Source organism: Streptomyces cinerochromogenes (genome assembly GCF_014648635.1).
GTDB classification, from domain to species: domain Bacteria; phylum Actinomycetota; class Actinomycetes; order Streptomycetales; family Streptomycetaceae; genus Streptomyces; species Streptomyces cinerochromogenes.
In genome coordinates, this window is the sequence record NZ_BMRM01000003.1 from 168,002 (window position 1) to 186,412 (window position 18,411).

Sequence of the window (18,411 nt, forward strand, 5' to 3'; positions counted from 1 at the left end):
CCCACCCCACCAACCCCCACCCACCCCCCACTCGCCTCCTAGAGGCACATGTACCAACGAAAGGCACGGCACATGGCAGCACGTCACCAGCGCAGTCTCACCCGCCGCAAGCTGTTCTTCGCCCTGGGCGGAGCGGCGGTGGCCGCCCCCGCCGTCGCGGCCCTCGGCCCCTACGCCCTCGCCGGCACGCCGGACAACGGCACGAAGGCCGCCGCGGCGGGCACGCTGCCGCTGACGATCGCCAACGACAGCGGCTCGTTCGACAACGCCTCGGTGCACGTCTACATCGTCGGCAACCAGGACGGGAAGCAGGTACGGGTCACCCCTGACGGCACCCTGGCCCCGATAGCCCTGTCCGACAACGGCGCGGACGGCTTCACCGACTACGCCCTCTCCCTGCCCGCGAGCGGAGAGGCCACCCTCAAGCTCCCCCACATGTCCGGCCGCATCTACGTGTCGCTCGGGCAGAAGCTGAAGTTCAAGGTCGTCAAGGACGGCAACGGAAACCCGGCACTGCAGTACCCCGCCGGCTGGGTGACCTCCGACCCCAACTACCGCGTACTGCACGACTGCGCCGAGTTCACCTACAACGCCGCGGGCATGTTCTGCAACACGACCATGGTCGACATGTTCAGCGTGCCGATGAGCATCCGGCTGACCGGAGCCAAGGACCAGACCACGGGCACCCTGCGCGACGGCGGCCGGGCCTCGGTGTTCAGCGCCGTCAAGCAGGTCGCGGAGTTCGCCCCGCTGGTCGTCGACGACCTGCGCGTCATCGCTCCCGGACACGGCCTGGACGCGGGCCTGTTCGCCAAGGACTACTTCGCCCCGTACATCGACCAGGTGTGGAGCACCTACACCGGCAAGGACCTCAAGGTCACCACCAACGCGGGCACCTTCACGGGCCGGGTGCGCGCCGACAGGTTCACGTTCGACGGTCCGGCCCCGGTCACCTTCGGCAAGCCGTCCACCCGCGACGTCCTCTTCTGCGACGGCAACCTCGCCGCACCGAACGACGGCACCACCGGTCCTGTCGCCGCCGTCCTGGGCGCCGGCTTCAACCGCTCCACCCTCCTCAGCACCCCCGACCAGCCCGTCACCGACGCCTCGGCGTTCTACCGGACCGACCTCACCAACCACTACGCGAAGGCCATCCACGCGGCGACCCGGGACGGCAAGGCCTACGGCTTCGCCTTCGACGACGTCGCCGACTTCGCCTCCTACATCCAGGACACCGCGCCCACCGGAATCCGGCTGACCCTGACACGGTTCTGACGCGCGCCTTGTCGCGGACCGGATCGCGCCGCCGACACCGGCCGATCCGGTCCGCGCCCGGCGCAGGGCCCCCGTCGACGCGCTGCGCTCCTACGAGGAGCAGGGCCTGCCGCCCGCCGGACGGCTCGCCAACGGCTACCGGGAGCAGGACGAGCAGGCGGTCCGCCGGGCCGCCTGCATCCAGGACCTCTCCTGCGCCGGCCTGTCCTCCGAGCCGAGTGGTGTCTCCGCAGGCGGGCGCCGCGTGCCGGAGCCCATAGGGCACCGCCGCGCCGAGGGGTGAAGCCGGGAAGTCAGCGGGCCCGGGAACGCCCGCCGTCGCCCCGTACCCCGCGCCGGACGAGTGGCCCGGACGCGGTTCGCTGCCCCGGCTCGATCTGCCCGGCGAACGCCTGCAGCGCGGCCGAGCTGTTCGGCGGCAGGACCGCCATCAGCCCGCGCTCCTGCGCCTCGGCCAGTGCGTCCGCGGCCTCGCTGCCCTCCGGGGCGTGCACCAGACGCACATGCCCGTCACCGGAGCCGCGCCGGTCCACCGGCACCACCGCGCCGTGGGTGCCGTCGGGAAGGGTCACCCACAGCTGGAAGTCGTCGTACCGGAAGAAGTCCGCGCCCTTCACGGGCCACGGGTAGTGGTGCTCACCGGGCACCTTCGGCAGGATCCCCTGGTGGTTCCCGCGGCTCATCGGCACGCACGCGTTGAACAGGGAGTCGGTCCACGCCTCGACGCCGTCGGCGTCCGTGACCGGCGTGCGGAGCAGCTCCTCGGCCTCCTCGTAGCCCAGTTGCGCCAGGGCGGGCAGCGTGTCCGGGAAGGCCGCGACGAGTTCGGCCGCGTCGCGGCGCAGCCGGTCGATCCTGGACGGCTCGGCGCAGAACTGCATGCTCCACTCGATGCCCGCACGGGCCCGGTACATCCGCCAGCCGCCCGCCGCCCTCACCCACAGGCTGCCCCCGTGGTGCATCTCCCAGTGCTCCGGCGGCACGGGTCTGGGGCCGTAGGGCAGGTCCGCGTCGTCCGTCTCGTCCAGGATCCGGTGCGCCGTGCGCTTCGCGGCCTGGAAGAACGGCGACTCGAAACGCTTGGGATGCTTGACCAGCCGAATCCGCCAGGGATGGTTCTCCGAGAGGACGCCGCCCGGCTCGACCGTGTCGGGCGTCCGGTCTCCGGCGACGGTGCCGGCACGGGTCATGATGCCCTCCTCGTGCCGCCCGCGGCCCGGACCCGGCCCGCGGTGCCGAGTTCCCCCTGTGACCATCGTGCGCCTCGGCACGGGAGTGTGCGAGCGCAGCCGCCGGGCCGCCGCCCGGCTCGGCAGGACCCCGCGGGTACCGGTACGTCGGCATGCCGCATGGCCCGGGCCGTGTGCCCGGGCCATGCGCTTCCCGTCTCCGTCTGCCTGCGTGTCTGTCCTGCGTGTCTGTCCGTCCGTGTGTCCGTGTGTCCGTTCGGAGCACTCCTGCCTGCTCAGAGCGGCGTCGGACCCCCGCCTCCCGGCTTGATCCGGCCGCGCCAGCTGCCGGACTCCGCGCCGCGCTCCTCGATGAACTGCTTGAACCGCTTCATGTCGCCCTTGACACGCCGGTCGATCGTGCCGATCAGATCCGCGGCCCGCTCCACGGCTCCGCTGGGCTCGACGTCCATGACCAGTTCGACCTTGGTGTGCGAGTCGTCCAGGCGCTCGAAGCGGACCATGCCCTTCTGGCTGGTGTCGCCGCTGGTGGTGCGCCAGGTGATGCGCTCGTCGGCCAGCTGGTCGACGATCTCGGTGTCGAACTCCCGCCGGACGCCGCCGATCTTCGTGACCCAGTGGTTGTGCCGGTCGTCCAGTTGCCTGACCTCCTCGACGCCTTCCATGAAGTTTGGGAAGTCCTCGAACTGCGTCCACTGGTTGTAGGCCGTGTGCAGCGGAACCTCGACTTCCACCGCTTCCCTGACCGTGCTCATCTCAGCGCCTCCCATGGTCGGTGCTTCGTTGCACCCGGCGAGTACCCGGGGGACCGGCGGTTATGAGCACCGACCGGCACGCGCGACCGGATCTTCCGCGCCGTGACCGATCCGCGACGGGCTGTGCGGGACGACGCCGCCACCCTTCGGACGAGGGTGCGGATCCAGCCACCGCACCCTCTTCCGCCCGCCGCGCTGACGTGGTGTTTTACAGTGGCTTCACCAGTTTCGGCGACAGGACCTGTGAGGTATTCGCGATCATGCCGTCTGAGACCTTTGAGTTTCAGGTAGAGGCCCGTCAGCTGCTCCAGCTGATGATTCACTCGGTCTACTCGAACAAGGACGTCTTCCTGCGGGAGCTCGTGTCCAACGCCTCCGACGCGCTGGACAAGCTGCGCCTGGAGAAGCTGTGGGACGACTCGCTCGACGCCGACGTGTCCGACCTGCACATCGAGATCGACGTCGACAAGGAGGCCCGTACCCTCAGCGTGCGGGACAACGGCGTCGGGATGTCGTACGACGAGGTCGGACAGCTCATCGGCACGATCGCCAACTCGGGCACCGCGAAGTTCCTGCAGGAGCTGCGGGACGCCAAGGACAAGGCCGGGGAGGAGGGGCTCATCGGCCAGTTCGGCGTCGGGTTCTACTCCGGCTTCATGGTGGCGGACGAGGTCACCCTGCTCACCCGGCGCGCCGGCGAGACCCAGGGCACCCGCTGGACGTCGCGCGGCGAGGGCACGTACACGCTGGAGACGGTCGACGACGCTCCGCAGGGCACCTCGGTCACCCTGCACCTCAAGCCGGCCGACCCGGAGAACCAGCTCCACGACTACACCTCCCCGTGGAAGATCAGGGAGATCATCAAGCGGTACTCGGACTTCATCACCTGGCCCATCCGGATGGTGCCCGAGAAGTCCGGCGAGAGCGACGAGGCGCCCGAGCCCGAGACGCTCAACTCCATGAAGGCACTGTGGGCGCGGCCGCGCGACGAGGTGTCCGACGACGAGTACCACGAGCTGTACAAGCACATCGGCCACGACTGGCGGGACCCGCTGGAGACGATCCGACTCCAGGCGGAGGGCACCTTCGAGTACCAGGCCCTGCTGTTCCTCCCCGCGCACGCCCCCCACGACCTGTTCACGCGGGACTTCAAGCGCGGGGTGCAGCTCTACGTCAAGCGCGTGTTCATCATGGACGACTGCGAGGCGCTGCTGCCGCCGTACCTCCGCTTCGTCAAGGGCGTCGTCGACGCGGCGGACCTGTCGCTCAACGTGTCCCGCGAGATCCTCCAGCAGGACCGCCACATCGAGATGATGCGGCGGCGGCTGACGAAGAAGGTCCTGTCCACGGTCAAGGAGATGATGACCAAGGACCAGGAGCGGTACGGCACGTTCTGGCGGGAGTTCGGCACGGTCCTGAAGGAGGGACTGGTCACCGACTCCGAGAACCGCGACGCCATCCTCGCCGTCGCCTCGTTCGCCAGCACGCACCACGACACCGAGCCGACCACCCTCAAGGGGTACGTGGAGCGGATGAAGGACGGTCAGGAGGACATCTACTACCTGACCGGCGAGTCCCGGCAGAGCATCGAGAACTCCCCCCACATGGAGGCGTTCCGGGAGCGCGGCATCGAGGTGCTGCTGCTCACCGACCCGGTGGACGAGGTGTGGGCGGACGCCGTCGGCGAGTACGAGGGCAAGAAGCTGCGCTCGGTCGCCAAGGGCCAGATCGACCTCGACGCGAAGGACGAGGACGCCTCCGACGAGGAGCGGGAGAAGCAGACCGAGGACTACGCCGGACTGCTCGACTGGATGAAGGAGCAACTGGACGAGGACATCAAGGAGGTGCGCCTGTCCTCCCGCCTCACCGTCTCCCCGGCCTGCGTCGTCTCCGACGCGCACGACCTGACCCCGGCCCTGGAGAACATGTACCGCGCCATGGGCCAGGAGGTGCCCCGCGCCAAGCGGATCCTGGAACTCAACCCCGACCACCAGCTGGTCAAGGGCCTCAACCAGGCGTACAAGGAGCGCGAGGACCGCACGGAACTCGCCGAGACCGCCGAACTCCTGCACGGCCTGGCGGTGCTCGCCGAGGGCGGCCAGCCGAAGGAACCGGCCCGCTTCGTCAAGCTGATGGCGGACCGCCTGGAACGCGCGCTCTGACCCGGCCCGTAGGGCGCCGACGTCCTGCCCGGGGCGCACACCCCCGGGCAGGACGGAAGCCGCCTCCTGGTGGCGCGGGACGGGTCACTCCGTCACGGGCAAGCACTCGGCGAGCAGGCCGACGATGTCGCGCCAGGCCCGCTGTGCGTGCCGTGGGTGGTGGCCGACGCCGGGCCGCACGGTGTGGTCGACCGGTGGGTGGTGGAAGGCGTGCAAGGCTCCGCCGTAGACCACGAGGCGCCAGTCGACGCCCGCCGCCTGCATCTCGGCGGTGAACGCGTCGCGTTGGGCGGGCGGCATGATCGGGTCCTCCGACCCGACACCGGCCCACACCGGGCAGCGAATGCGCGCCGCCTCGCCCGGTCGGCCCGTGGTCAGTGCGTTGACCGTCCCGATCGCGCGCAGGTTGACGCCGTCGCGCCCGAGTTCCAGCGCGATGGCGCCCCCGGTGCCGTAGCCGACGGCGGCGATCCGGTCGGGGTCGGCCCGCGGTTCGGCGCGGAGCACGTCGAGCGCCGCGTGCCCGATGCCCCGCATCCGGTCGGGGTCGGCGAGCAGGGGCATGCAACGGGCCAGCATCTCCTCGGGGTCGCCCAAGTAGCGCCCGCCGTGGAGGTCGAAGGCCAGCGCCACGTATCCCAGCTCGGCGAGGGCATCGGCCCGGCGGCGCTCGACATCGCTGAGCCCTGTCCCCTCGGGCCCGATCAGGACCGCGGGCCGGCGGTCGACACCGGCGGGGAGCGCGAGGTACCCGATCATCGTGAGGCCGTCGGCCTGGTACTCCACCGTACGCGTGGTCATCGTCACCATGAGAGTGGACTGTAGTGACCGTCCGGTCCGGTCGGGCGGGCTGTTCTGCCGCTGGCAGAACAGCCCGGGGCGCTTCTGACATGCGGCGATGGTTCACGCATCCGTGTCAGTGCTGCCGGCCGGCGGCTACTGACCCTCGCGGCAGGTTCCCGGCGTGTTCCGGTCCCGCCCCTTGGCGGGACCGCTGACCGTCAGTGCCGGGAGATCAGCCGAGTCGAGCCTCGCGGGAGGCCGGCTGTCCACCGAGGGCTGCATTGGCATGGACCTGGCGGGCAGAGGCGGCTAGGCTCTGCCCCGCCACGCATGAGAGCGCTCTCAGACATCGGCTGTTCCACCCCACCCCTGGAACGACGAAGGGCAACTCCCATGAGACGCAGACGACTTACGCATGCCGTCCTGGCCACGCTCCTGCTCCTCGGCGGCCTGGCCACGGCGGGAACGGTCCCCGCGGCGGCAACCGGCTCCACCCCGCCCGCCGGGTCCACGGGATCCACTGCACCCGCCGAATCCACGGGATCCGCTTCGCCCACCGCGTCCGCCAAGCCCGCCTCCGACGGACTCCTCGCCGCCATGCAGCGCGACCTCGGCCTCACGCGGCGGCAGGCCGAGGCGCGGGTCGCGGCCGAGCGGGCCGCCGCGGTGCTCGCACCGAAGGCGCGCCGCACGGCCGGCGAGGCCTACGCGGGCTCCTGGTTCGACGCCGCGCGGGGGCGCCTGACCGTGGCGCTCACCCCGGACGCCTCGCCGGACACGCGCCGCGCGATCAGGGCGGCCGGGGCCGGGATCCGTACGGCCACCCGCACGGCCCGCCAACTGGACGCCGTCAAGGCGCGCATCGACCGGCTGTCCGCCCCGTCGGGGGTCAGCGGCTGGCACGTCGACCCGGTGGCCGGCACGGTGGTCGTCGACATCGTGCGCGGGGACCGTGCCGACAACGATGTCCGGCGCTTCCTGTCCCGGGCCCGCGAGGCGGGTCCCGTGACGGTCAGGACCGTCTCCGCCGCGCCGCGGACCTTCGCCGCGGGAACGGTCGGCGGCGACCCGTACTACACGGGCAACGTCCGCTGCTCGATCGGCTTCTCGGTGTACGGCGGCTTCGTGACCGCCGGGCACTGCGGCTCGCCCGGCGCCGGGGTCAGCGGCTGGGACGGCTCCTACATCGGCACCTTCCAGGGCTCCTCGTTCCCGGACAACGACTACGCCTGGGTGAGCGTGGGCAGCGGCTGGTGGACGGTCCCGGTGGTGCTGGGCTGGGGCACGGTGCCCGACCAGCTGGTGCGCGGCTCGGCCGTGGCGCCCGTCGGTTCCTCCGTCTGCCGCTCGGGATCGACCTCGCACTGGCACTGCGGCACGGTGCTGGCGACGAACGAGACCGTCAACTACAGCCAGGGCGCGGTGCACCAGCTGACGAAGACGAGCGTCTGCGCCGAACCCGGGGACTCCGGCGGTTCCTTCATCACCGGGGACCAGGCGCAGGGCGTCACCTCGGGCGGCTGGGGCAACTGCACCGGCGGCGGCGAGACCTGGTTCCAGCCGGTCAACGAGATCCTCGGCCGGTACGGCCTGACCCTGCACACGTACACCGGCTGAGCGTTCGTACACGGACACCGGCCGGCGTCCGGCCCTCCCACCGACCCTCCGCGGTCCCGCCCGGGGCTCCGTGTGCACAGCGGCGGAGCCCCGGCCACGGTGCCGCGCCGACCCATGGAGCAGACACCGTGCTGAGACCCCCGCCCCGCAGCGTCCCCCCACCCTTCCGACCGGTCCGGGCCGTTCGGCGCCTGGCGCACCTCCTGACCGCCGTGGTGGTGACGGCCCTGGCCGTCACCGCCCTCCTCGCGGCCGGGGCGCCCCCGTCGCGGGCCGCGGCGTCCTGGACGCCCGTGGCCGCCCCCATGTCCACGCCCTGGACCGACCTGGTACCGGTGGACCACCCCCTGCCGGAGTACCCCCGTCCGCAGCTCACCCGGCCCGACTGGGCCAGTCTGAACGGCATCTGGGACTTCGCCGTCACCTCCCGCGACGCCGCGCAGCCGGCGGTGTTCGACGCGCGGATCCGCGTACCGTTCGTACCGGAGTCCGCGCTCTCCGGCGTCCAGCGCCAGATCACCGCGAACGACAGGCTCTGGTACAGGCGCACCTTCACCGTGCCCAACGGCTGGGACGGCCAGCGTGTCCAGCTCAACTTCGGTGCCGCCGACTGGGAGACGACCGTCTGGATCAACGGCCGCCAGGCGGGTGCCGTCCACCGCGGCGGCTACGACGCCTTCACCTACGACGTCACACCCCTGCTGAACCGCGGCACCAACACCGTCGTCGTGTCGGTGTACGACCCGACCGGGGCCGGCGGCCAGGCCATCGGCAAGCAGCGCGTCCAGGACGTCACCCCGCACCCCGGCCACAGCATCGTCTACACCGCCTCCTCCGGCATCTGGCAGACCGTCTGGCTGGAGCCGACACCGACGGCGCACATCACCCGGCTCGACATGGTCCCGCACCTGGAGGACGACACCCTGCGCGTGACCGTGCGCGGCAGCGGAGCCGCCGCCGGCGCCGCCGTCAGGGTCACCGTCTCCGACGGCGGTACGACGGTCGCGAGCGCCACCGGCACGGTCGGCACCGAACTGTCCGTCCGGGTACCCGACGCCCACCTGTGGTCGCCGGACGACCCGTTCCTGTACGACGTCACCGCCCGGCTGACCGGCAGCCCCGGCGGCGACCGGGTCGGCGGCTACGCCGGTATGCGCTCGATCGCCGTCAAGGACGTGAACGGCGTGCGCCGGCCGGTCCTCAACGGCCGGTTCGTCTTCCAGACCGGCACCCTGGACCAGGGCTACTGGCCCGACGGCATCGCCACCGCACCCACCGACGACGCGCTCAGGTACGACCTGCAGAAGCAGAAGGACCTCGGTTTCAACACGGTCCGCAAACACATCAAGGTGGAACCGCAGCGCTGGTTCTACTGGGCGGACCGGCTCGGGCTGCTGGTGTGGCAGGACATGCCGTCCATGGACAGCGGAAAGACCCCGGACAGCGCGGCCCGCACCCAGTGGGAGAGCGAGTACCGGGCCATCATCGACCAGCACCGCAGCTCGCCCGCGCTCATCCAGTGGGTCGACCAGAACGAGGGCTGGGGCCAGTACGACCAGGCACGCATCGCGGACATGGTCAAGGCCTACGACCCCTCGCGCCTGGTGGACAACATGAGCGGCGTCAACTGCTGCGGCGCCCGGGACGGCGGCAACGGCGACGTGATCGACAACCACACCTACGTCGGGCCGGGCAACACCCCGACCGAGCAGGTGCGCGCCTCGGTGCTGGGGGAGTACGGCGGACTCGGCTACCGGGTCCCCGGCCACGAGTGGTACCCGGGCGGCGGATTCAGCTACGAGGACCAGCCGAGCCCGTCCGCCCTGGACGACCGCCTCGTCGGACTGCTCGACGGCATCCGCGAGAACGCCATGCCCGCCGGCGGCCTGTCCGCCTCCGTGTACACACAGATCACCGACGTCGAGAACGAGACCAACGGCCTGATGACCTACGACCGCCGCGTCGTCAAGGTGGACGAGGCCCGCGTCCGCGCGGCCAACCAGGCGCTCGTCGCCGCCTCCCGCGGCATCGGCCCACCGGTGCGCCTGCCCCTGGAGGAGTACGTCTCGATCCGCGTCACCACACCCGGCCACACCGACCGCTACATCCGTCACTACGACGGACTCGGCTACACCGCGGTGGTCGACTCCGGCAGCAGCGACCTGCTGAAGCAGGACGCCACCTGGAAGGTGCGGCCGGGACTCGCCAACAAGCTCTGCTACTCCTTCGAGTCGCGCAACTACCCGGGCGAGTACCTGCGGCACCGCGACTTCCGGGTCCGCCGCGAGGCCGGCGACGACTCCGCGCTGTACCGGGCCGACGCCACCTGGTGCCCCGTGCGGGGCGACGGCGGCATCAGACTCTCCGCGGCCGGCTTCCCCGGCCAGTACCTGCGGCACATCGACGCCGAACTCTGGCTGGCCCGGTCCGGCGGGACACACACCTGGGACGACCCGGACCTCTTCACCGAGGACACCACCTGGTCCGTCGAAGCCCCCTGGGCACCCTGAGCGGCCGGCGGCGTACTCCGCGCCGAGTACGCCGGGTTACTCCGGCCGCCGGACGGCAGCACGGGCCTCCTCCGGCACCGTGGCGTCCATGAAGTTGAGCCGACCCGCGCGCCGGGCTTCCCTCGTCGTCCACGTGGCCGCCTCCGCGAGCTGGCTCGGGCTCACGCTCGGGCTGCTCGCTCTCGCCGTCACCGCCTCCACGACCGGATCGGCGGTGACGGCCGGGGCTTTCGTCCGGGCGATGAAGCTCTTCGCGGACTGGCTGCTGCTCCCCCTCGCGTTCCTCACCCTCCTCAGCGGTGTCCTGCTGTCCGTGGGCACACCCTGGGGACTGTTCCGCCACCGGTGGGTCGCCGCGAAGTTCTGGCTGACCCTCGCCGCCACCGCCGCCACGGCGTTCGCCCTGCGGCCGGGGCTGGACTCCGCGGTCGCGGACCTCGCGGCGGACACCGCGGCGGGTGGGCCACCTCCCGGCCCCGGCGACCTCCTCCCGGGCCCGGTCGTCTCCCTGTCCGCCTACCTCTTCATGACCGTCGTCTCCGTCCTCAAGCCCTGGGGCCTGACCAGGCGCGGCAGGACCCACCGCACCGCCTCCCGCGCACCCGCACCGGCACCGGCACCGGCACCGGCACCGGCTTCGGCATCGACAGCGGCATCGGCTTCGGCACCGGCAGCGGCCGGACACGCGGGCGACACCCGCTGAACAGGCGACCCGGTCACCGCGGCCCGTCTGCGCCGCACCGGTCTGGACGTCGCGGCACGCCTCCTGGACTGGTGACGACCCACATCCATCTGACGACGAGCCTGAGGGGCGGGGCGCCCTCAGAACGCCCCGAGGTCGGCGGACACCCAGTGCTCCGGCCGCATGAAGACGATGAAGTGCTCGCCGAGCCGGGTCCGGTCGTACTCCACGAACGCGGCGACCTTGTCCTCCGGCAGATACCGCGTGGCCATCTCCCAGGACAGCTCGCGGCTGTCCGGCGCCGTCCTGGTGACCGGCCCCTCCACGCACACGTAGCGCACGGTCGGCTCCGTGCGCTGCACCATCAGGCTGAAACGTCCCGCGGAGCGGATCGCCCGGGCCTTGCGCGAATCGGGCCCGGTGCGCACCCACAGCTCGCCGCCCGGCGTGTACTGGTACCAGATGGGCACCGTCAACGGACCGCGGCCCGGCCCTTCCACGACCGACAGCGCGCCGATGTGGGGCTCCGCCAGGAACTGCTCTCGTTCTCGAAGGGAGAGTGTCATCCTGCGACCCTAGGGCCTCTCTTCCGGATCATGCCGGGGTCGGCCGACAGGCGCCGTCGCCGCCAGCCAGCCGGCCGCGTCACCAACCTGTCCGCGCCCAGGGCCGGTGCCCTAACCGGCTTCGCGGTCCAGGACGCGGCGGGCCGCCTCCGCCTCGGCCGCCGGCGGGGACAACTCGTCCAGGGTGTCCAGCTCGTCGTCCGCTTCGAGTTCCCGCTCCCAGGCCGCGGCCAGCTGTTCCTGTTCCTCGCGGGGCTTCGCACCGACGGACTCGCGGTGCCCGGGATCCAGCGCCGCCAGGAATCGCTCCACGGGGTCCTTCGGCATGCTGTGCTCCTTGTCGCCGCTCAGGGGGCCGCCTGAGGCCCAGCATGGCGGGCGGCTCGACGGATCGGCCGTCCGACACGGCCCCGGGCCACCCTGATGGACCTGGCGGGGGGCCTTTGGGGCCGCTCCTTCGGATCACGCCGGCTGCGGGCGACGGTGCCTGTCGGCCGACGCGACCCCGGCATGGTCCGGAAGAGAGGCCCTAGGGGGGTTTCGTTCGGATCAGGTCGGATCAGGCCGCGGCGTCCGGTGCGGTGCATCGCAAGGCGGAGGATCACCCGCGTACTGGGCGTACTCGGGTGGTCCGGCAACGCGGCGAGGTGCCGTGCCGGGCGTCGCGGACCCGGGCTGATCCAAACGAAACCCCTAGCTCTGCCGGGCGTGCACCGGGTCGTTGGCGACTTCCTCCGTGCACTTCCGGCGCCGGCGGCTCGCCCGCCGGTCGCGCCGCCAGTCGGCCGTCGCGAGCACCAGCGACGCCGCCATGCCTACGAGGGCGGCGCCCAGCGCGGTCACGAGAGCAGCGCGATAGTCCTGGCTCCGGCCCAGCACCAGATAGAACAGGCCGGGCAGGGCGGCCGTCCCCAGCGCGGCGCCCAGCCGCTGCCCGGTCTGCAGGGCACCGCCGGCCGCACCGGCCATGCGCACCGGCACGTCCCGCAGGGTCATGGTGATGTTCGGGGACACCACGAAACCGCCGCCGACGCCGCCGAGGAACAGCACCGGCGTGGCGACCCACGGCGCGATGCCGAGGGGCGCGAAGCGGAGCAGCAGCGCGGTGCCGCCCAGACCGACGATGACGCCGGCGAGTCCGCACACGGTGAGCAGCCGGCCGAACCGCTCCACCAGCCGGCCGGCGACCACGGCCGCGCTCGCCGAGCCCAGCGCGAAGGGCGTCACGGCGAGGCCCGACCGCAGCGGCGTGAAATCGAGGCCGTGCTGGTAGAAGAGGGCGAAGACCAGCCATACGCCGCTGAAGCCGATGAAGTACAGCGTGCCGATGCCGGCGCCGACGGCGTAGCCGCGCACGGTGGTGAACAGGCGCGGGTCCAGCAGCGGCTGGGTGCCCCGCGCGACGAGGCGGTGCTGCCACCACGTGAAGACGGCGAGGAGCACGGCACCGGCCGGGAACAGCCACCACAGCCGGCTGAGGCCGCCGGAGTCCGCCTGGACCAGCGGGAACATCAGCGCCAGCACGCCCAGGCCGAGGAGCAGGATGCCGGTCGTGTCCATGTGGCCCCGCTCGGAGCGACGGGTGCGGGGCAGCAGCCGGCGGCCGAGGAGGACGGCGAGGATGCCGATGGGCAGGTTGACGTAGAAGATCCACCGCCAGCCCTCGGGGCCCGAGGCCAGGGCGAGGATGGCGCCTCCGATGAGGGGGCCGGCGGCGGAGGAGATGCCGACGGTGGAGCCGAAGAAACCGAAGGCACGGCCGCGCTCGGCCCCGCGGAACATCTGCTGGATGAGCGCGGAGTTCTGCGGAGCCATGAAGCCGGCCGCCAGGCCCTGGGCGAGGCGGGCCACCACCAGCAGCGTGATGTCGGGGGCCGCTCCGCAGGCCGCGCTGCAGATCACGAAGCCGCTGAGGGCCAGCAGGAAGATACGGCGCCGGTCCAGCGCGTCGCCGAGGCGGCCGGCGGTGACCAGGGCGAGGGCGAAGCTCAGGGCGTATCCGGAGACCACCCACTGCACCTGCGCGGGGGAGGCGTGCAGAGCGCGCTGGATGGTGGGCAGGGCGACCGCCACGATGGTGACGTCCAGCAGGCTCATGAAGCCGGCCACCAGGGTGACCCACAGGGCACGCCAGCGGTGCGGATCCGGCTCGTACCCGGCCTCCGGGGGACCCGTGTCCCGACCGTCCGCCGCCGATGCCGACGCTGTCACCTGGACTCCTCTCGCCAGGGCCGCCACCCGGCCGGACCGGTTCCCCCGTCCGGCACGGGCACACTCACCCAGCCTGCTACCGGCACCCGGGCGCTGCCCAGGCTCAGGCCGGGCTCGACGCCGGTTGAGCGGTGCGCCCGGATGCCGGATCGGCTCCGGTCCCGCGGTCGAAGGCTGGGGTGAGGGGCCGGAGCGGACACGGTCAGGCGTGCCGTCGGGCCCACATCGGGCTGACGAGGGAGATCAGGACCGCTGCGACGCCGATCTGCAGGATGTGGCGGAGCCAGTCGACGCCTCCCGTGTCCCGTACGCCGAAGGCGGTGGCGAGCGCGTTGCCTGCGACACCGCCGAGGATGCCGAGAACGACCGTCAGCCACAGCGGGATCGGCTGGCGTCCGGGGATGACGAGCTTGGCGAGCAGACCGATGACGAGTCCGGCGATGATGGCCCAGAGGAACGACACTGCTTCTCCTTTCCTTCACCGAAGGTGCAGGGGCACGGACGATGTGTGCCCCTGCACGGGTGCGTTCCTGCGGGTGCCCCGACTCGTCCCTCGCACGCCCGTTCCCGCATCGGCGACTTCCGCGGCACCGGCATCCCGGAACGCAGGTGACCCGGCTCCGCTCCGCCCGGGACCCTCAGCCGGGGAAGTGTCCCGTGGAACGGAGCCGCCAGCGTCGTTCGGCATAGGCGAGGTCGTCCCGCCACAGGCGCCCGGCCGCCGCGCGGACGAGCGGTCGCAGCAGGGGCGCCGCCCGGCGGGCGACCGCGAAACCCGGCCGGCCGGACACGGCCAGCACGGCTTCGGTCACCGCGGTCCGCGGCCGGCCCAGCGCGTCCGGCCCGAGGGGAGTGGCGTGGGTCTCGACGACGGAGCCCGCGCCCTCGCCCTCGGTGATCCGCATGACGACCGTGCGCGGTTCGGGAGCCGTGAACACGGCCCGGACCGGCACCACCAGGCGTCCCGCCAGCTTGAAGGAGACGTCCACGGTGAAGGCGTCGTCCGTACAGCCCACGGGGCCTTGGGACGGATCGCCCCCGGCCGCGGCACCGGCACCGGGTGATCCGACCACGGTGAGGTCCGCGAACGCGTACGGATGGAGCCACGCGCCGTGCCACGGGTCGAGGCGGTTGGCCACGACGTCCTCGACCTCGCAGACCCCTGTGCCCGCGTACACGGCGGTCAGCGCACCCGCCCGCTCGGGCCGCCGCGCCAGCACCGGTCCGTCCAGCGGCGCCTCGCCCCCCACCTCGTCCAGCCGCACCCACAGCAGGACGCCGTCGTCGTGCACCGGCAGGGGAGCCCAGCCCGCGTACGGGGTGCCGTCCAGGGCCAGCCCGTGCCAGCGGCACACCAGGGTGCCGCAGCGGACCGGACTGTCCCGCAACGGTGCGCCGAGATGGGGGCAGACGCCGGGACCGCCCGTGAGACGGCCGTCCGGACCCCGCCAGACGACCACCTCCCGTCCCGCCACGGTCCGGCCGAGCGGACGGTCCTCCCGCAGGTCGCGCGACGCGCCGACCACGTACCAGTTGCCGGACGGGCGGGCCTGCGCCCGCTTCAGCGCCTCCGCGATCACCGCGGGCCCGGCCTCGCGCCAGGTGGGCCGCTGCCCCTCCCACGGCACCGGGCGCCGGCGCAGCGAGAGCGGAAGACGGCCGCGCCGGCCGGACGGGTCGGGGTTCACCCGGCCTCCTTCGCGGCGGGCGGGCGTGGTGCGCCGTGCGGTGCCGGCCGTACCGGGGGACGCCGGGCTCGCAGCCGTGCGCCGACCGCCCGCAGGAGACCGTCGGCGGCCACCGCCGCGCGGCGGCGGCGCGGGACCACCGCGCGGCGGTGCAGCACCGGGTAACCGTCCTGGGCCACCGCGTCCAGGATGCCGCGGTACAGGACGAACGCGGTACGGATGCAGGGGCGCGACACCGGGTCCAGCATGGCGAGGCCGGGCAGCGCCTCCCGGTAGACACCGCGCGTCAGCGCCTCGAACTCGCGCAGCGCGGCCGTGATCCGGGGCTCGTGCCGGCCGGTGTCCCGGCTCCACCGCAGCAGTTCCCGGTCCACTCCGTGGGCGGCCAGCAGATCGGTGGGCAGGTAGACGCGCCCCCGGTCCAGGTCCTCGCCCACGTCGCGGAGGAAGTTGCTCAGCTGGAAGGCGACGCCGAGCGCCGCCGCGTAGGGGGCGGCCTGCTCGCGCGGCACGACCGTGCCCAGGACCGGCAGCATCTGCAGCCCGATCACCGCGGCCGAGCCGTGCATGTAGCCGCGCAGGTCGGCGTAGGTGGCGTAGTCGGTCACGGTCAGGTCGGCGCTCATCGCGGACATGAAGTCGTGGAAGAGGGCGTGCTCGATGCCGTACCGGCGTGCGGTGTCGGTGAGGGCCAGCACCACCGGTTCGTGGCTGTGCCCCTCCCGCAGCCCCTGCTCCAGGCCCCGCCGCAGTTCCGCCAGGGCCGCCGCCCGCCGCCGGGTGCCGGTGCCGGTGCCGACAGCGTCGACGCCGACACGGTCCACGATGTCGTCGGCCCAGCGGGCGAAGCCGTACAGGGCGTGCACGGCGGATCTGCGCTCGACCGGCAGCAGCCGGGTGGCGAGGAAATACGTCTTGCCGTGCCGGGCGTTGAGGGCGCGGCAGTGGCGGTAGGCCGCGCGCAGCGCCGGGTCGGCGATCCCCGCCCTGTCCAGTTCACGGTCCGTCATACGGTGGCCGCCCTTCCGCGTGCCGACGAGGTGCGCGGAGCCGATGCGGGGGCCGGCAGGCCGGTGATCCGTGCGGCGGCGAGCTTGCCGGACAGCAGCACGGTCGGCACGCCGACGCCCGGTGTGGTCCCGCAGCCGGCGAGGACGGCGTTCTCGGTGCCCCGTGGCAGGTTCCGCGGCCGGAACGGCCCCGTCTGGGACACCGTGTGGGCGGCCGAGAACGGTGTCCCGGCGGCATGACCGGCGGCCTGCCAGGTGGCCGGGGTGACCAGGCACTCCTCCTCGACGGCGGCCTCGATGCCGTCCAGGCCGCGCCGTTGCAGCTCCCGCAGCAGCGTTCGACGGTAGCGGGGGCCGAGGTCGCCCCACGCGACGGCGTCCGGTCCGATGTCGGTGTTGGGACAGGGCGCGAGGACGTAGTGCAGATGGCGGCCCGGTGGAGCGAGCCCGGGGTCGGTGGCGGTGGGCCGGGTGACGAGCAGCGAGGGATCACTCATCAGCCGCCCGGTGCGGGTGAGTTCGGTGAACGTGGTCCGCCAGGCCGCGCCGAAGAACAGGGTGTGGTGCGCCAGGTGGGGCCAGGTGCGGTCCGTTCCGGCGTGCAGCACCACGGCGGACGGCGCGTGCCGCAGCTGCAGCGGGCGCCGTGGCCGGCGGCCGAGGAGCCGGTAGGCGACGGGCAGGTCGGGAGTGAGGACGACGGCGTCGCACGGGATGCGGTCCTGGTCCGTGACGACGGCCGTGACCCGGTCGCCGGAGCGTTCCAGGCGGATCACCTCCTGCCCGTACCGCAGGTCCCCGCCCGCGTCGGCGGCGGCGTCCGCCATGGCCCGCGGCAGGGCGTGCACGCCGCCCCGGGGGAAGTACACCCCCGCGACGGTGTCCATGTAGGCGATGACGGCGTACGCGGCGAGGGCGCGGGCCGGTGGCACGCCCGCGTACAGCGCCTGGAACGAGAAGACGCGGCGCAGCCGTTCGTCCCGGACGAAGCGCCCGATCCGGGCGTCCAGCCGGCCGAAGCCGCCGAGCGCGGCCAGCCGGGCCAGGTCGGTGTTGAGCAGATCGAGCGGGGAGTCGAAGTTCGCGTCGATGAAGCGGCGCATCTGCGCCCGGTGCAGCCGTGTCAGCCAGTCGCGCAGCCTCAGGTAACCGGCCGCCTCGTCCGGACCGGCGAAGCGCTCCACCTCCGCCGTCATCGCGTCGGCGTCGGTGTGCACGTCCAGCGTGCTGCCGTCCGCGAAGCGGGCCCGGTAGGCCGGGTGCAGCGGGATCAGTTCGACCCGGCGGTACAGGCTGTCACCGACGGCCGCGAAGGCCTCCTCGGCGAGGTCGGGCATGGTCAGAACGGTGGGACCGGTGTCGATTTGGTAGCCGCCCAGGTCGAGGCGTCCGGCCCGGCCGCCGGGCAGCGTGTCCCGTTCGACGACGGTGACGCGACGTCCGGAGCCCAGCAGGTGCAGGGCGGCCGACAGCCCGGCGAGGCCGGCTCCCACCACCACGACGTGGTCGCTACGTCCGCGCAGCCCGCGCCTCACCGGTCGCTCTCCTGCCCGCCGCCGCCCGAGGCGGCCGGGCCGCGGGAACCGCCCGGATGCGGCCCGGGGCGCGGGCGGTCGCCGTCGTCGGACGCCGTCCCGGCGGGTACGTCCGCGCCGCCCGTGCGCGTCCCGGTCACGCACGCCCCGGTCACACGCGCCCCGGTCAGGTCCGGGGCGACCGCGTCCCGGCCCGCGCCCGTGCCCCCGTCCGGGCGCGTCCGGACGGGGGAAGCCGGCACCGGTGGTGGTACCGGGTGAGGAGTGGGCGGCGGCGCGACCGCATGGTGTTCCTTCGCCTGTGTCGGGCACATCCCCGTTCCTCTCACGTCGTGGGCACACGGCGGCTCGTCACCACGTCCTCGGCGCGTGCACGGGCTCGTGACCACGTCCTCGGCGCGTGCGGCGGGCCTGCACGCGGCACCGG

The 18,411-nt window shown here is 72.9% G+C and carries 15 protein-coding genes; 5 read left to right on the forward strand and 10 right to left on the reverse strand.

The genetic code is table 11. The features are described 5' to 3' along the window. Positions 1-72: 72 nt before the first annotated feature. A complete protein-coding gene (locus tag IEZ20_RS07420) occupies positions 73-1,275 on the forward strand; it encodes a glycoside hydrolase family 64 protein (protein ID WP_189295663.1) in 1,203 nt (400 codons plus the stop codon). A gap of 293 nt (positions 1,276-1,568) precedes the next feature. Here the strand turns inward: IEZ20_RS07420 and IEZ20_RS07425 are convergent, their stop codons facing one another. Then, positions 1,569-2,465: a DUF6424 family protein gene (locus IEZ20_RS07425; protein WP_189295665.1), complete on the reverse strand. Its 897-nt coding sequence runs from the start codon at positions 2,463-2,465 to the stop codon at positions 1,569-1,571. Between the two features lie 275 nt (positions 2,466-2,740). Next, positions 2,741-3,220 carry an SRPBCC family protein gene (locus tag IEZ20_RS07430; protein ID WP_189295667.1) on the reverse strand — a complete coding sequence of 160 codons (480 nt, stop codon included), beginning with the start codon at positions 3,218-3,220 and terminating at the stop codon, positions 2,741-2,743. 260 nt (positions 3,221-3,480) lie between these two features. Between IEZ20_RS07430 and htpG the strand changes: the two genes are divergently transcribed. Then, positions 3,481-5,382, forward strand: coding sequence for a molecular chaperone HtpG (htpG, locus tag IEZ20_RS07435; RefSeq protein ID WP_189295669.1), 1,902 nt, complete (start codon positions 3,481-3,483; stop codon positions 5,380-5,382). Positions 5,383-5,466: 84 nt separating this feature from the next. Here the strand turns inward: htpG and IEZ20_RS07440 are convergent, their stop codons facing one another. Then, a complete protein-coding gene (locus IEZ20_RS07440) occupies positions 5,467-6,192 on the reverse strand; it encodes a dienelactone hydrolase family protein (RefSeq protein WP_189295670.1) in 726 nt (241 codons plus the stop codon). Between the two features lie 366 nt (positions 6,193-6,558). Between IEZ20_RS07440 and IEZ20_RS07445 the strand changes: the two genes are divergently transcribed. The 3 genes from IEZ20_RS07445 (at position 6,559) to IEZ20_RS07455 (ending at position 10,995) form a co-directional block, all read left to right on the forward strand. Then, positions 6,559-7,782 (forward strand): alpha-lytic protease prodomain-containing protein, encoded by a 1,224-nt coding sequence (locus tag IEZ20_RS07445; protein WP_189295672.1) that lies wholly within the window; start codon positions 6,559-6,561, stop codon positions 7,780-7,782. 203 nt (positions 7,783-7,985) lie between these two features. Beyond that, positions 7,986-10,292, forward strand: a complete 2,307-nt coding sequence (locus IEZ20_RS07450; protein ID WP_373303912.1) for an AbfB domain-containing protein — start codon at positions 7,986-7,988, stop codon at positions 10,290-10,292. Positions 10,293-10,380: 88 nt separating this feature from the next. Continuing rightward, positions 10,381-10,995: a DUF2269 domain-containing protein gene (locus tag IEZ20_RS07455; RefSeq protein WP_229895934.1), complete on the forward strand. Its 615-nt coding sequence runs from the start codon at positions 10,381-10,383 to the stop codon at positions 10,993-10,995. A 119-nt stretch (positions 10,996-11,114) separates the two neighbouring features. Here the strand turns inward: IEZ20_RS07455 and IEZ20_RS07460 are convergent, their stop codons facing one another. The 7 genes from IEZ20_RS07460 to crtI all read right to left on the reverse strand — a co-directional run bounded on the left by IEZ20_RS07460 (position 11,115) and on the right by crtI (position 17,984). Next, positions 11,115-11,540 carry a pyridoxamine 5'-phosphate oxidase family protein gene (locus IEZ20_RS07460; protein ID WP_189295674.1) on the reverse strand — a complete coding sequence of 142 codons (426 nt, stop codon included), beginning with the start codon at positions 11,538-11,540 and terminating at the stop codon, positions 11,115-11,117. A gap of 111 nt (positions 11,541-11,651) precedes the next feature. Then, positions 11,652-11,867: a hypothetical protein gene (locus tag IEZ20_RS07465; protein WP_189295676.1), complete on the reverse strand. Its 216-nt coding sequence runs from the start codon at positions 11,865-11,867 to the stop codon at positions 11,652-11,654. A gap of 366 nt (positions 11,868-12,233) precedes the next feature. Then, on the reverse strand, positions 12,234-13,751 hold the full coding sequence (locus tag IEZ20_RS07470; protein ID WP_189295678.1) for an MFS transporter: 1,518 nt from the start codon (positions 13,749-13,751) through the stop codon (positions 12,234-12,236). Positions 13,752-13,953: 202 nt separating this feature from the next. Continuing rightward, a complete protein-coding gene (locus tag IEZ20_RS07475) occupies positions 13,954-14,214 on the reverse strand; it encodes a GlsB/YeaQ/YmgE family stress response membrane protein (protein ID WP_189295679.1) in 261 nt (86 codons plus the stop codon). Between the two features lie 175 nt (positions 14,215-14,389). Next, positions 14,390-15,439, reverse strand: a complete 1,050-nt coding sequence (locus IEZ20_RS07480; RefSeq protein WP_189295681.1) for a Rieske (2Fe-2S) protein — start codon at positions 15,437-15,439, stop codon at positions 14,390-14,392. Further along, positions 15,436-16,449 (reverse strand): phytoene/squalene synthase family protein, encoded by a 1,014-nt coding sequence (locus tag IEZ20_RS07485; RefSeq protein ID WP_189295683.1) that lies wholly within the window; start codon positions 16,447-16,449, stop codon positions 15,436-15,438. The genes IEZ20_RS07480 and IEZ20_RS07485 overlap by 4 nt, the downstream gene beginning before the upstream one ends. Beyond that, the gene (gene crtI, locus IEZ20_RS07490; RefSeq protein ID WP_189295685.1) at positions 16,446-17,984 is read right to left on the reverse strand and encodes a phytoene desaturase family protein; all 1,539 of its coding nucleotides are present in this window, start codon (positions 17,982-17,984) and stop codon (positions 16,446-16,448) included. Before crtI ends, IEZ20_RS07485 begins: the two co-directional genes overlap by 4 nt. Between the last annotated feature and the right edge of the window lie 427 nt (positions 17,985-18,411).